The following is a 14392-nucleotide window of genomic DNA, read 5'->3' as shown; positions in this document are numbered from 1 at the left end:
TAGCTTTTCTTCGGCTTTTCCCTGACGTCAGCGAGTGCGTGTAAGTATTTGTGAATCAACGCTTATTCTTTTTTCGGTGAGCGATTTTTTCCTTGACTCCCGCGGATTCGCGTACCTATAGTGTTTCAAAGTGGGGCGCGGTGGGGATCAGTGGGGCCCCTTCGAGGCAAAGCATGTTCCGAGGGCTCAGCCAACTCAGTCTGGATGCCAAGGGCCGCATTGCGATCCCGGCACGCTATCGCGAGGCGCTGGTGGAACGCTGCCAGGGCCGGATGGTGGTGACCGTGGACCGCGACGGATGCCTGCTGCTGTACCCGTCGCCTGAGTGGGAGCGCATCGAGCAGACGTTGATGTCCCGGCCGAACATGAACCCGCAGGTTCGGCGCCTGCAGCGACTGCTGGTGGGGCACGCCACCGAATGCGAACTCGATGGACAGGGCCGGCTGCTGGTGCCGCCGCCGCTGCGCGAATTCGCCGGACTGGAGAAGCGGGTGATGCTGGTCGGTCAGGGAAGCAAGTTCGAAATCTGGGATGAGGACACCTGGTCCCGCAATCGCGAACTCTGGTTCGGGGAGGATGCGGATGGCTCGCTCAGTGACGCGCTCGAATCCATCGCGCTGTAGCCACCATGGAAACCTCGCTGCATACGCCCGTACTGCTGGCGCCGGCGGTACGGGGGCTGGCGATCCGTCCGGCGGGCCGGTACGTGGATGGCACCTTCGGCCGTGGCGGCCACAGCCGTGCGATCCTCGACGCGCTCGACCCGCAGGGACAGCTGCTGGCGCTGGACCGCGATCCGGCGGCCGCGCAGGCGGCGGCTGCCTTGCTGCAGGATCCACGCTTTGCGTTCCGTCAGGGGTGTTTTTCGAGCATGGCTGACCGGGTCCGGCAACACTGGCCCGGGGACGGCCGGGTCGACGGGGTGCTGCTGGACCTCGGGGTCTCGTCACCGCAGCTCGATGCGCCGGAGCGGGGCTTCAGCTTCCAGCACGACGGCCCTCTGGACATGCGCATGGATCCCGGCACGGGGATCCCGGCGTCGGAATGGCTGAATCAGGCGCCGGAGCAGGCGATCGCCGACGTGATCCACCGCTATGGCGAAGAGCGCTTCTCGCGGCGCATCGCGCGTGCCATCGTTGCCGCCCGGCAGGTCGAGCCGCTGACGCGCACGCGCCAGCTCGCCGAACTGGTGCGGCGAGCGGTGCCGCGAGTGGAACCGGGCAAGCATCCGGCCACGCGTACGTTTCAGGCCCTGCGCATCCATGTAAACGATGAACTGGGGGAATTGCGGACCTGGCTGGAAACCGTTCCGGCGATCCTCCGGGCGGGTGCACGGCTGGTCGTGATCAGCTTCCATTCCCTGGAGGACCGCCTGGTCAAGCGGGCTTTCCAGGGGCGTTCGGACCGGCCCCGTCTGCCACGCGGTCTCCCGGTGCTCACAGAACCCCGTTCCGCACCGTTTCGGATGATCGGCAAGGCGCTGCGCGCCGACGCCGACGAATGCCGCCGGAACCCCCGGGCGCGGTCGGCCGTCCTGCGCATCGCCGAGTATCAGCCATGAGCCGGGTGCTGATCCTGCAGATCCTGTTGGCCGCGCTGGTGTTCGCGTCGGCGGTCGGGGTGGTGGTCGCCCGGCACGAGGCGCGCCAGGTGTTCATCGAGCACCAGGCGGCCTTGTCCGAGCGCGACGCGTTGAATCTGGAATGGACCCAGCTGCAGCTGGAGCAGGCGACCTGGGCCACCCAGGCACGGATCGAAACCGCAGCGCGGGAACGCCTGGGCATGATCAAGCCGGGCCCCGAACACATCGTCTACGTCGGGGAAGCGTCGTGGGAGCGCTGAAGCGACAGGTCAGCCATTTACGGCTGAAGGTCGTGGCGGCGGGACTGCTGGTGGTCGTCGCGGTCCTGCTGCTGCGGGCGCTGGACCTCCAGGTGCTCAGTCGCGACTTTCTCCAGAGCGAGGGCGAGGCCCGGCAGGTCCGCACCGTGGTCGAGCCGGCGCACCGCGGCCTGATCACCGACCGCCACGGCGAGCCGCTCGCGATCTCCGGGCCGGTGAAGACTGCCTGGGCCCATCCGGGCGAGTTATGGGCCGAGGCGGAGCGGCTGCCGGAACTGGCGCGCGTGCTGCAGCTCGACCCGGCGGCGCTGCGCGCCCGCGTGGAGTCCCGGGCCGACCGGGAGTTCATCTACCTCCGGCGCCACCTTCCGCCGGAACAGGCGCAGCAGGTCGCTGCGCTTCAGATTCCCGGCGTGGCGCTGATGCGCGAGTTCCGGCGCTACTACCCGCACGGTGAAACAACCGCGCACATCGTCGGCTTCACCAATATCGACGAGCAGGGACAGGAGGGGATGGAGCTGGCCTTCGACGGCTGGCTGTCCGGGCAGCCCGGAGCCAAGCGGGTGCTCAGGGACCGTCACGGCCGGAGCATCCGCGACGTGGCGAGCATCCGTCCGGCCCGCGACGGCGAAAACCTGCGCCTGACCATCGACCAGCGCCTGCAGTATCTCGCCTACCGCGAACTGAAGGCGGCGGTGCAGGCGCACGATGCGCGCGGCGGTTCGGCGGTGCTCGTCGACGCCCGCTCCGGCGACATTCTCGCATTGGTCAACCAGCCGGGGTTCAATCCCAACAATCGCGCGCAGATGGACCTGAGCCTGACCCGCAACCGGGCCGCGACCGACAGCCTCGAGCCGGGTTCGGTGATCAAGCCGTTCACCGTCGCCGCAGCGCTGGAGACGGGCACCGTGGATCCCGACGTGGTGCTGGACACCACGCCCGGCACGATGCGGGTCGGCCGCCACACCGTGCGCGACATTCGCAACTTCGGGCGCATCGACCTGGCCACGCTGATTTCGCGCTCCTCGAACGTAGGCTCCACCCAGCTTGCGCTGGAGATGCCGCCCGGCGATTTCTGGCGGATGCTGCACCAGGCCGGTTTCGGCCGATCGCTGGGCACGGGGCTGCCCGGCGAGGTCACCGGGCTGCTGCGCGACTACCCGACCTGGCGGCGTGTGGAGGTTGCGACGCTCGGATACGGCTACGGGCTCTCGGTGACCCCGCTGCATCTGGCGGCCGCGTACACCGCGTTCGCGAACGATGGCCACCGGGTGCCGCTGCGACTGGTCGAGACCGCCGGCGATCTGCGCCATCCCGAGCCCGTGATGCGCGCCGACACCGCGCGCGCGGTACTGGCGATGATGGAACGCGTGACCGGCAGCGAGGGCACCGCGCGCCAGGCAGCGATCTCCGGCTATCGGGTGGCCGGCAAGACCGGCACCAGCCGCAAGGCAGTCGCGGGCGGATACTCGGCAGACACCTATGTCTCCGCGTTTGTCGGCCTGGCGCCGGTGTCGGACCCGCGTTTCGTAATGGCCGTGGTCGTCGACGAACCGAGCGCCGGCGTCTATTACGGGGGCGCGGTAGCGGCCCCGGTGTTCGCGCGGGTGGTCGAGGCCGCGCTTCGGCTGTTCCACGTGCCTCCCGACAACCTGTCCGAGCCGCCGCTGCGGATGGCGCGCGAACGCGGAGGGCCGCGGTCGTGACGCCTCCCCCGAGCCCGATGCCATTGCGCCGCCTCCTCCCGGATCGGGATGGGCTGCCCGATGTCGCGGTCCACGATCTGAGTCAGCGCAGCCAGGTACTGAGCCCCGGCAGCGCGTTCGTCGCGCTGCGGGGAACCCGGGCGCACGGCCTGGCCTGGGCGCCGGAAGCGTTGGAGCGGGGCGCCGCGGTCGTGCTCTGGGACGAGGATGGCACGATCCCCGCCGGAGATCCGCGCTACGTCCGCGTGCCCGGGTTGCGGCGCCGTCTTCCTGAACTCGCGGAACGGCTTTTCGGGGCCTGGCCTGCCGATCGGCCGCTGGTCGCGATCACCGGTACCGATGGCAAGACTTCGGTCAGCCACCAGGTCGCGGTTGCGCTCAGCGGCCTGGGGTTGCGCTGCGCGGTGATCGGAACCCTTGGGGTCGGCGCCCCGGGCGCGCTCGCGCCCACCGGCCTGACGACGCCGGACGTGCTGGATCTGCACCGGCACCTGGCCAGGCTGGCGCGGGAGGGATTCGCCGCGGTGGCATTGGAGGCGTCGTCGCACGCGCTGGAGCAGCAGCGGCTGGACGGTCTGCGCCCGACGGTGGCGGTGCTGACCCAGCTCGGGCGCGATCATCTCGATTACCACGGGTCGCTGGCGGCCTATGCCGACGCGAAGGCCCGACTGTTCCGGATGCCAGGTCTGCAGGCGCTGGTGCTGAACCTCGATGACGCGTTCGGGCGCCGACTGTATCGCGAGCACTGCGGTGGGCATCGGGGCCCGCGTTGCTGGACTTACGGCCTGCGCGACGCGGCGGGATCCGGGGAACGGCATGTGTTCGCCCGCGATCTGCGCGCGACCGAGAACGGTCTGGAGTTCGAGGCGGTGATTGGTGCGCGGCACGGGCGCGTGGCCGTGCCGCTGTTCGGTGGGTTTCAGGCTTCCAACCTGCTGGCCACGCTGGCGACGCTGCTGGCCCTGGGGCATCCGGCCGAGCGGGCGCTGGCCGCCCTGGGCGCGATCCGTGGCGTGCCGGGCCGGATGGAACGGTTCGCGCGGCCGGACGGGCCGGCGCTGGTGGTCGACTATGCCCATACTCCGTCGGCGCTGGAGGCCGCGCTGAACGCGTTGCGGCCGCATGTGCAGGGACGGCTCTGGACGGTGTTCGGTTGCGGCGGCAACCGCGACCCCGGCAAGCGCCCGGCGATGGGCCAGGTGGCAAGCCGGCTCGCCGACGTGGTGGTGGTCACCGATGACAATCCGCGCGACGAGCCGCCGGAGGCGATCCGCCGGGCCGTGCTGGATGGATGCGACGGCGCTGCGCGGGTTCTCGAAATCGGCGATCGAGGCACGGCGATCGAGGCGGCCGCGACCGAGGCTGGCCCCGGGGACGTCGTGCTGATCGCCGGCAAGGGCCACGAGACCGAGCAGGTGATCGCCGGGCGAGCGCATCCGTTCAGCGACCGGGAACTCGCCGCGACACTGGCGGCCCGGGCGCCGGAGGGGAACGCATGATCGCGCTGACCGCGGCGGAGCTGGCCGGGGCGGTGGCCGGGCGCCTGCACGGCGACGGGATGCGATCGTTCCGCGGCGTCAGCCGGGATTCGCGAGCCTCGTCGCCCGATGCGCTGTTCGTGGCTCTGCGCGGCGAGCGTTTCGATGGCCACGATTTCGTGCGGCCGGAGCTCAACGCCGCGGTGCTGCTGGTCGAGCGCCGTCTGGACGATCCCCGGCCGCAGGTGGTGGTCGACGACACCACCGGCGCCCTCGCCAGACTGGGCACGTTCTGGCGTGCCCGCTGCACGGCACGCGTGGTCGCGCTGACCGGGTCCAACGGCAAGACCACGACCAAGGAAATGCTGCGGTCGATTCTCTCACGAGTCGGATCGGTACATGCGACCGCGGGCAACCTGAACAACCATATCGGCGTGCCGCTGACGCTGCTGGCGATGCCGCCGTCGGTGGATTACGCGGTGATCGAGATGGGCGCCAACCATGCCGGCGAGATCGCGTTCCTGACCCGGCTGACACGTCCGGACGTCGCGCTGATCACCAACGCCGGCCGCGCCCACCTGGACGGTTTCGGGAGCCTGGAGGGAGTGGCGCGCGCCAAGGCCGAGATCTACGAAGGACTGCCCGCGGGCGGCGGCACTGCGGTGATCAACCTCGATGACCGTTTCGCTCCCGACTGGCTGGCGTTGAACCGCGACCGGCGCTGCCTGGGCTTCTCGCTAGAGGGCCGGGGGGAGGTCCAGGGCGCCTGGAATCCGCCCGACGCGCTGGTGCTGAAACTGCACGGCGTGCAGCGCGAATTGGAACTCGCATCGCCGGGCCGGCATGTGGCCCAGAACGCGTTGGCGGCCGCGGCTGCGGCCGCGGCACTGGGCTGCGAAGTCGATGCGATCGCGCAGGGGCTCCAGGCATGGCAGCCGGTGGCCGGGCGCCTGCGCGCGTTCCGGCACCGTTCCGGAGCCGTGATCTGGGACGACACCTACAACGCGAACCCGGACAGCCTGGCGGCGGCGCTGGAGGTGCTGGCCGCACACCGGGGCACGCGCGTGCTGGTGCTCGGCGACATGAACGAACTGGGCGCCGAGGCGCGCAGCCTGCATGCCGAGATGGGTCGGCAGGCGCGTGAACTCGGTGTGCACCGGTTGCTCGCGTCAGGCGAGCTGACGCCGGCGGCGGCCGAAGCTTTCGGGCGCGGCGCGCGCTGGTTTCCCGCGCACGCGGAACTCGCCAGGACCCTCGGGGAGCTGTTGGAAACCCCGGAAGGCGCCGATGCCGCGGTGCTGATCAAGGGCTCTCGCGATCAGCACATGGAAGACATCCTCGCGGGCCTGGAGCTGCAGCCGGCCGAAACAACGGGGGAGGTGGCCGATGCTGCTGGCGCTCGCTGAATTCCTCTCCCAGTATCACCGCGGATTCACGGTCTTCCAGTACCTGACGCTGCGCTCGATTCTGGGTGTGGTCACCGCCCTGGTCATCGCGTTGGTGGTCGGTCCGGCGATGATCCGCCGGCTCACGGTCCAGAAGATCGGGCAGCAGATCCGGGCCGATGGCCCGGAATCGCATCTGTCCAAGGCCGGCACACCGACGATGGGCGGTGCCTTGATCCTGGTCGCCGTCACGGTGGCGACGCTGCTCTGGAGCGATCTCGGTAACCGCTTCGTCTGGATCGTATTGCTGACGACGCTGGCCTTCGGCGCCGTCGGCGGCTGGGACGACTACCTGAAGCTGCGCTACGGCAACAGCCGCGGACTGAGCGCGCGGTCGAAGCTGGCCTGGCAGAGCCTGTTCGCGCTGATCGCCGGGGTGGTGATCGTGGTGACCGCGCAGTCACCGGTGGAGACGACCTTCTACGTCCCGGTGTTCAAGGACGTGGCGATCCACCTGGGCTGGTGGCTGTTCATCCCGCTGGTCTGGCTGGTGGTCGTCGGCGCGTCGAACGCGGTCAATCTGACCGATGGCCTCGACGGCCTGGCAATCATGCCCGCGGTACTGGTGGCCGGGGCCCTCGGAGTCTTTGCCTACGCTGCCGGGCATGCGGTGTTCGCGGACTACCTGGGTATCCCGGCGGTGCCCGGCGTTGGCGAACTCGTCGTGTTCTCCGCGGCGCTGGTCGGGGCCGGCCTGGGCTTCCTCTGGTTCAACGCGTATCCCGCACAGGTCTTCATGGGCGACGTCGGCGCTCTTGCGCTCGGGGCCGCGCTCGGCATGCTGGCGATCCTGACCCGGCAGGAAATGGTGCTGCTGATCATGGGCGGGATCTTCGTGATCGAGACGGTATCGGTGATCCTGCAGGTCGCGTCGTACAAGCTCACGGGCCGGCGCATGTTCCGCATGGCGCCGATTCATCATCACTTCGAACTCAAGGGCTGGCCCGAACCGCGCGTGATCGTGCGCTTCTGGATCCTGACCGTGGTGTTCGTGCTGATCGGTCTCGCGACCCTGAAGATCCGATGACCCCCACCGACCTCCATTCGCGGCAGGACATCCTGGTCGTCGGGCTGGGCGCAACCGGCCTGTCCGTTGCCCGCTACCTGGCCGGCCAGCAGCTGGATTTCGAGGTCACGGACACGCGCCCGGCCCCGCCGGGGCTGCAACAGCTGCAGCGGGTCTCGGGCGGGCGCGGCCGCTGGGCCGGTCCGCTGGACTCGGTCGATACCGTGTCGCGGCGCCGCATCGTCGTCTCGCCGGGCGTGCCGCTGGCCCGGCTCGAACTGCAGCGCGCCGCCGCGGCCGGGGTCGAGATCGTCGGCGACGTCGAACTCTTCCTGCGCGACGCGCGCCATCCCGTGGTCGGGATCACCGGCTCCAACGGCAAGAGCACCGTGGCCGCGCTGACCGCGGAGCTGCTGCGGGCACTCGGGCAACCCGTGGCCATCGGCGGCAATTTCGGTCCCCCGGCATTGGACCTGCTGGCACAGGACGTGGAGCTCTACGTGCTGGAGCTCTCGAGTTTCCAGCTGGAGACGGTCCGCAGCCCGGGTCTGGCAAGCGCCGCGATCCTGAACATCAGCGCCGACCATCTGGACCGGTATTCGGACATGGACGCCTATGTCGCCGCGAAGTCCCGGATCCTCGAGGGGGCGGCCCACGCCGTCCTGAACCGCGACGATCCGGCACTGCAGGGGCTTGCAGCCGGCCGGGAAACGATCACTTTCGGTCTCGACCGGCCGCCGGGGCCCGCGGACTTCGGCATCGTCGAGACCGACTCCGGCACCTGGCTGGCTCGGGGGGCGAGCCCGCTGATCGCGACCCGCGAGCTGGCGCTGCAAGGCCGGCACAACTGGCTCAATGCCCTGGCCGCCCTGGCACTGGTCTGGCCGTGGGTCGTGCATGCCGAGCCGCTGCTTCCGGCGCTGCGCGATTTCACCGGCCTGCCGCACCGTTCCCAGCGGGTGGGGCGGCAGGCAGGGGTCGACTATGTCGACGATTCGAAGGGCACGAACGTGGGCGCGACGCTGGCCGCCATTCAGGGCGTATCGGGTCCGCTGATCCTGATCGCCGGCGGACAGGGCAAGGGCCAGGACTTCGGGCCGCTGGCCGATGCGCTGGCCGGCAAGGCACGCGGTGTGCTGCTGCTCGGCGTCGATGCGCCGCGGATCGAGCAGGCGCTGCGCGGCGTGGTGCCGGTGCGCCGTGTCGGCACGATGCAGGAGGCGGTGGCCGCGGCTGCACAGTGGGCGCAGCCGGGGGATACGGTGCTGCTGTCCCCGGCCTGCGCAAGCCTCGACATGTTCGCGAACTACGCCGAGCGCGGCGAATGCTTCGCGCAGGCAGTACGGGGGCTGGCGTGATGCTGCCGCCGATCTCCCTCCCCGACCTGCGGACGGCGCGTTTCGCGACCGGTATCGACTGGCCGCTGCTGCTGGCCGTAGCGCTGTTGCTGGGTCTGGGTCTGGTGATGGTGGCGTCCGCATCGATCGACCTGGCCGGCCGCCACTACGGCAATCCCTACCACTTCTTCCACCGCCAACTGCTGTTCGCGGCGATCGGGCTGGCGGCGGCGCTGTTCTTCTGGAGCGTTCCGCTGCGCCGCTGGGAGAGCGCAGGGCCGCTGTTGCTGCTGCTGATCATGGTGCTGCTGATCGTGGTACTGCTGCCCGGAGTCGGGCGCACCGTGAACGGGGCGACGCGGTGGATTCCGCTCGGAGCGTTCAACCTGCAGGTTTCCGAGCCGGTAAAGCTGCTGGTCGTGCTGTACCTGTCCGGGTATATCGTCCGGCATTACTCGACGCTATGCCTGCATTTCCTCGGGTTCGTACGCCCGCTGGTCGTGCTCGGCCTGGGCACCGTACTGCTGCTGCTGCAGCCGGATTTCGGCGGCGCGGCGATCATGCTGGCGATCGGGATGGGGATGCTGTTCCTCGCGGGCGCGAAGCTGTGGCAGTTCCTTGCGCTGGGCGCGACCATCGTCGCCGCGATGGGGGTGCTGGCGGTCGCTACGCCGTACCGGATGGTGCGCCTGACTGCGTTCCTCGATCCCTGGCAGGACCCGTTCGCGACCGGCTTCCAGTTGACCCAGTCGCTGATTGCGATCGGCTCGGGATCCTGGTTCGGCGCCGGTCTCGGCGGGAGCGTGCAGAAGCTGTTCTATCTGCCCGAGGCGCACAACGACTTCCTGTTCGCGGTGTTTGCCGAGGAGTTCGGCTTCGTCGGTGTCGCGGTGCTGGTGGCGCTGTTCGCGCTGCTGGTCTGGCGCTGTTTCGTGATCGGGGTGCTCGCGGAACGCGGCGGGCATGCGTTCGGTTCCCACGTCGCGTTTGGTGTCGGGATCTGGATCGGTCTGCAGGCCGCGGTCAATCTGGGCGTGAACATGGGGCTGCTGCCGACCAAGGGGCTGACGCTGCCGTTTTTGAGCTATGGGGGCAGTTCGCTGATCGTCACGCTGGCGGCCATCGGCCTGGTGCTGCGGGTGTACCGGGAGGCGCAGGTGCCGGTTCCCAAGACGCGGAGGCGGCGCGGATGAACGCGACTGCGCCACAGGTGCTGGTGATGGCGGGAGGCACCGGCGGGCATGTGTTCCCGGGGCTTGCGCTGGCCGGCGCGCTGCGCGAACGGGGCTGGCGCGTGTCCTGGCTCGGCACCGCCCGCGGGATCGAGGCGACCCTGGTGCCGCAGGCGGGATTCGAGCTGCACACGTTGCCGATCGCGGGGCTGCGCGGCAAGGGCCTCGCGAGCCGGATGCTCGCGCCGTGGCGCCTCGGCGTGTCGCTGTGGGCGGCACTGGCGCTGATGCTGCGCCTGCGCCCGCAAGTGGTGGTGGGCTTCGGCGGATTCGCCAGCGGTCCCGGGGGCTTGATGGCGGCGGCGCTGGGACGGCCGCTTCTGGTCCACGAGCAGAACGCGGTTGCCGGCATGACCAACCGCTGGCTCGCGCGGGTCGCCGACCGGGTCTTCGCCGGCTTTCCCGAGAGCTTCCCGGAACGATTCGCGGCCCAGACCGTCGGCAATCCGGTGCGCCGCGCAATCGTGGACCTTGCACCCCCGGAGCAGCGCTGGGCGGGACGCTCGGGCCCGTTGCGGCTGCTGGTGCTCGGCGGCAGCCTCGGCGCCCGGACACTGAACCGCGTGGTGCCGGCGGCACTGGCCCTGCTGCCGCCGGCGGCGCGCCCGCAGGTGCGTCACCAGGCCGGGGAGCGGACGCTGGACGAGGCGCTGGCGGGATACCGTGACGCGGCGGTGGAGGCCGAAGTGACCGCGTTCATCGACGACATGGCGCAGGCCTACGGCTGGGCCGATCTGGTCATCTGCCGCGCCGGTGCCCTGACGGTGGCCGAGATCGCGGCCGCGGGCGTGCCCGCGGTGTTCGTGCCCTACCCGCACGCGGTGGACGACCACCAGACCGCGAATGCCGCGTACCTCGTGGCGGCGGGTGCGGCCTGGTGCCTGGCCGACGCCAATCTGACCCCGGAGGTGCTGGCGGACCGCTTGCGGGACCTGGGGCGCGAGGAGCTGCTGGAGCGGGCCGTGAAGGCGCGCGGATCCGCCCGCACGGACGCCACCGAGCGCCTGGTCGACGCCTGTCTGGAGATGGCCCGGCAAACGCCCCGGAGGAAAGCGCGATGACCGCACCGCTGACCCAGCAGCAGGCGATGCGCCGAATTCGCCGGATCCACTGCGTCGGCATCGGCGGTTCCGGGATGGGCGGCATCGCCGAGGTGCTGCACCAGCTCGGCTATCGGATCTCGGGCTCCGATCTCCATGAATCCGGAATGACCCGCCGGCTGTCGGGGCTCGGGATCCCGATCAGCCGTGCCCACCTGGCGTCCAACGTGGCCGATGCCGATGTGCTGGTCGTGTCCAGCGCGATCGACCCGACCAACCCCGAGGTGCGCGCGGCCCGCGAGCGCGGCATCCCGGTGGTTCGGCGCGCGGAGATGCTGGCCGAACTGATGCGCTTCCGTTTCGGGATCGCGGTCGCCGGTACGCACGGCAAGACCACGACCACGAGCCTGATCGCGAGCATCCTCGGCGAGGCCGGGCTCGATCCGACCTTCGTGATCGGGGGGCGGCTCAACAGTACCGCGAGCCATTCCAGCCTGGGGCAGGGAGCCTACCTGGTCGCGGAAGCGGACGAGAGCGATGCCTCGTTCCTGCACCTGCAGCCGATGATCAGCGTGGTCACGAACATCGATGCCGATCACCTGGCGACCTACCAGGGCGACTTCGGCCGTCTGCGTGCGACTTTCCTCGAGTTCCTGCATCACCTGCCGTTCTATGGTCTGGCGGTGCTGTGTGCCGACGACCCCGAGCTGCGGTCGCTGCTCGACCGGCTGGAGCGGCCGCGCCTGACCTATGGCATCGACATGCCGGCGGACGTGCGTGCGGTGAACCTCCGGCAGACGGGGATCCGGACCCATTTCGAGCTGTGCCTGCCGGAGCAAACCGCGTTTCCGGTCACGCTGAACCTGCCCGGGCGGCACAACGTGCTGAACGCGCTGGCCGCGGCCGCGGTCGCGCATGAATTGGAAGTGCCGCCGGATGCGCTGCAGCGCGCACTGGAGGGTTTCGCGGGAATCGGCCGCCGTTTCCAGGTGCAGGAATGCCGGCTTCCGGGGGGCACCGTGACGCTGGTCGACGATTACGGCCACCATCCCCGCGAGATCGCGGCCACGCTGGAGGCGGCTCGTGCCGCGTGGCCGGACCGGCGCATCCTGCTGGTGTTTCAGCCGCATCGCTACACGCGGACGCGGGATCTGTTCGAGGATTTCGCCGAGGTGCTGTCCGGTCCGGACGGGCTGGTGCTGCTGGAAGTCTACCGCGCCGGCGAAACCCCGGTGCCGAGCGCGGACGGGCGCAGCCTGGCCCGGGCGATCCGGCTGCGCGGCCGGGTCGAGCCGGTGTTCGTCGAGTCGGTCGACGACGTTCCGGGCGTGCTGCGCGGGATGCTGGAAACCGGCGATGTGGTGATTACCCAGGGGGCCGGCGACATCGGCCAGTTGGCCGCGCAACTTCCCGGGCTGCTCGACTCGGAGGGCACATGCTGAGCCACCTCGCTCATCTGCGCGTGCGGGGGCGGCTCGAACGCGACGTTCCGTTGGCCGCGCTGACCTCCTGGCGGGTCGGCGGACCGGCTGACTGGCTGTTCGTGCCCGAGGACATCGACGATCTCGCCCATTTCCTGGCGTCGGTTCCCGAGACCTTGCCGCGGACGGTGCTGGGGCTGGGTAGCAACGTGCTGATTCGGGACGGCGGCGTCGACGGCGTGGTGATCCACCTCGCGGGAACGCTGAATCAACGCCTGCGCCTGGACGACGAACGTGTCGAGCTGGGGGCCGGGCTGGCCGCGGCGCAAGCGGCCCGTTTCTGCGCCGCGGAGGGGCTGACCGGCGCCGAGTTCCTGGCCGGAATTCCCGGCACCGTGGGCGGGGCGCTGGCGATGAATGCCGGTGCCTGGGGCGGTGAGATCTGGCCACTGGTCGAATGGGCGGAAGCGATCGATTGCCGGGGTCTGCGCCATGTGCGCACACCGGCGGACTACGAGATCGCCTATCGCAGCGTTCGCGGCTGCGAGGGCGAATTCTTCCTGCGCGCCGTGCTCCGGCTGCAACCCGGCGACACCGGTGCGGCACGCGAACGCATTCAGGCGCTGCTCCGGGAACGGGCCGAGCGGCAGCCGCTCGGGCTGCCGTCCTGCGGCTCGGTGTTCCGCAACCCCCCAGGGGCCTATGCGGCAGCGCTGATCGAGCAGGCAGGCCTGAAGGGCCTGCGCCGCGGTGGCGCCGAGGTTTCGCACAAGCACGCCAATTTCATTACCCATGACGGTTCGGCCACCGCGGCCGACATCGAGTGGCTGATCGACGAAGTTCGGGAACGGGTCGAGGCACGGTTCGGTATCCGCCTGGACCCGGAAGTGCGGATCCTGGGACGCAAGGAGATGCAGGTATGACGCAAGCCGCAACACGGGCTGCCCGCTACGGGCGGGTGGCGGTCCTGATGGGGGGCTGGTCGGACGAACGCGAGATTTCGCTCGCCAGTGGCAATGCAGTGTTGCAGGCACTGCTGCGCCAGGGCGTCGATGCGACCCCGATCGACCTGACCATCGAGCGAGCCCGCAACCTCGACCTGCTCGGCTACGACCGGGCGTTCATCGCGTTGCACGGCACCGGGGGGGAGGACGGCACAATGCAGGGTTGCCTGGACATCGCCGGCGTGCCCTACACGGGTTCGGGGGTGCTCGGGTCGGCGCTGGGCATGGACAAGCTCGCCTGCAAGCGGCTCTGGGCCGGGACCAACCTGCCGAGCGCACCGTACCGGCTGCTGTCGGCCGACTCGGACTTGGAAGCAGTGGCCGATGCGCTGGGGCTCCCGCTGATCGTGAAGCCGTCGCGCGGCGGTTCCAGCCTCGGCCTGACCCGGGTGCAGTCGACCGCCGAATTGCCGGCCGCCTACGAGGAGGCCTGCCGGCATGCCGGTGCGGTTTTTGCGGAGCAGTGGATCGTCGGCAAGGAGTACACGGTGGCGATCGTCGGCAATGAGCCACTCCCGGTGATCCAGATCGAGACGCCCGGAAGCTTTTACGACTATCACGCCAAATACGAAGCGGACACGACCCGCTATCTGTGCCCGCCGCCGCTGGATTCGGCCGCGCTGATCGAGCTGCAGACGCTTGCTCTCAGCGCCTTCGCAGCGATCGACGGCCAGGGCTGGGGCCGGGTCGACCTGCTGCAGGACGTACACGGCGAGAACTACCTGATCGAGGTCAATACCGTGCCAGGGATGACCGACCACAGCCTGGTTCCGAAGGCCGCCGCGCAAGCCGGCATCGGCTTCGATGAACTGTGCCTGCGCATCCTCGATACCAGCTTCGGTGCCGAGGGCGGCGACTGATGCGCAATCGCCGCCGCCAGT

13 protein-coding genes are annotated in these 14392 nt (G+C 69.8%); all 13 read left to right on the top strand.

What is annotated here, in order from left to right:
• Nucleotides 1-173: 173 nt before the first annotated feature.
• From mraZ to THITH_RS14000, 13 genes are read left to right on the top strand one after another with little or no spacing between them, the layout of a single operon-like run.
• Nucleotides 174-623, top strand: coding sequence for a division/cell wall cluster transcriptional repressor MraZ (gene mraZ / locus THITH_RS14060; RefSeq protein WP_006747182.1), 450 nt, complete (start codon nucleotides 174-176; stop codon nucleotides 621-623).
• A 5-nt stretch (nucleotides 624-628) separates the two neighbouring features.
• Entirely contained in the window at nucleotides 629-1561 is a 933-nt protein-coding gene (gene rsmH / locus THITH_RS14055; protein WP_006747183.1) for a 16S rRNA (cytosine(1402)-N(4))-methyltransferase RsmH, read from the top strand.
• Nucleotides 1558-1842 (top strand): cell division protein FtsL, encoded by a 285-nt coding sequence (gene ftsL / locus THITH_RS14050; RefSeq protein WP_006747184.1) that lies wholly within the window; start codon nucleotides 1558-1560, stop codon nucleotides 1840-1842. Before rsmH ends, ftsL begins: the two co-directional genes overlap by 4 nt.
• The gene (locus THITH_RS14045; protein ID WP_006747185.1) at nucleotides 1830-3548 is read left to right on the top strand and encodes a peptidoglycan D,D-transpeptidase FtsI family protein; all 1719 of its coding nucleotides are present in this window, start codon (nucleotides 1830-1832) and stop codon (nucleotides 3546-3548) included. The genes ftsL and THITH_RS14045 overlap by 13 nt, the downstream gene beginning before the upstream one ends.
• Nucleotides 3549-3565: 17 nt before the next feature.
• Nucleotides 3566-5047, top strand: a complete 1482-nt coding sequence (locus THITH_RS14040; RefSeq protein ID WP_025367585.1) for a UDP-N-acetylmuramoyl-L-alanyl-D-glutamate--2,6-diaminopimelate ligase — start codon at nucleotides 3566-3568, stop codon at nucleotides 5045-5047.
• Entirely contained in the window at nucleotides 5044-6432 is a 1389-nt protein-coding gene (locus tag THITH_RS14035) for a UDP-N-acetylmuramoyl-tripeptide--D-alanyl-D-alanine ligase (protein WP_006747187.1), read from the top strand. Before THITH_RS14040 ends, THITH_RS14035 begins: the two co-directional genes overlap by 4 nt.
• Nucleotides 6413-7498: a phospho-N-acetylmuramoyl-pentapeptide-transferase gene (gene mraY, locus THITH_RS14030; protein ID WP_006747188.1), complete on the top strand. Its 1086-nt coding sequence runs from the start codon at nucleotides 6413-6415 to the stop codon at nucleotides 7496-7498. The genes THITH_RS14035 and mraY overlap by 20 nt, the downstream gene beginning before the upstream one ends.
• Nucleotides 7495-8835, top strand: a complete 1341-nt coding sequence (murD, locus tag THITH_RS14025) for a UDP-N-acetylmuramoyl-L-alanine--D-glutamate ligase (protein WP_006747189.1) — start codon at nucleotides 7495-7497, stop codon at nucleotides 8833-8835. The genes mraY and murD overlap by 4 nt, the downstream gene beginning before the upstream one ends.
• A complete protein-coding gene (gene ftsW / locus THITH_RS14020) occupies nucleotides 8835-10007 on the top strand; it encodes a putative lipid II flippase FtsW (RefSeq protein WP_006747190.1) in 1173 nt (390 codons plus the stop codon). The genes murD and ftsW overlap by 1 nt, the downstream gene beginning before the upstream one ends.
• Entirely contained in the window at nucleotides 10004-11107 is a 1104-nt protein-coding gene (gene murG / locus THITH_RS14015; RefSeq protein ID WP_006747191.1) for an undecaprenyldiphospho-muramoylpentapeptide beta-N-acetylglucosaminyltransferase, read from the top strand. Before ftsW ends, murG begins: the two co-directional genes overlap by 4 nt.
• Nucleotides 11104-12528, top strand: a complete 1425-nt coding sequence (gene murC, locus THITH_RS14010) for a UDP-N-acetylmuramate--L-alanine ligase (RefSeq protein ID WP_006747192.1) — start codon at nucleotides 11104-11106, stop codon at nucleotides 12526-12528. Before murG ends, murC begins: the two co-directional genes overlap by 4 nt.
• Nucleotides 12522-13430 (top strand): UDP-N-acetylmuramate dehydrogenase, encoded by a 909-nt coding sequence (murB, locus tag THITH_RS14005; RefSeq protein WP_006747193.1) that lies wholly within the window; start codon nucleotides 12522-12524, stop codon nucleotides 13428-13430. Before murC ends, murB begins: the two co-directional genes overlap by 7 nt.
• Entirely contained in the window at nucleotides 13427-14371 is a 945-nt protein-coding gene (locus tag THITH_RS14000) for a D-alanine--D-alanine ligase (RefSeq protein WP_006747194.1), read from the top strand. Before murB ends, THITH_RS14000 begins: the two co-directional genes overlap by 4 nt.
• The last annotated feature ends 21 nt before the right edge of the window (nucleotides 14372-14392 follow it).

It is taken from the genome of Thioalkalivibrio paradoxus ARh 1 (assembly GCF_000227685.2).
Lineage (GTDB): Bacteria > Pseudomonadota > Gammaproteobacteria > Ectothiorhodospirales > Ectothiorhodospiraceae > Thioalkalivibrio > Thioalkalivibrio paradoxus.
This window is presented reverse-complemented; position numbering and strand designations above follow the sequence as displayed.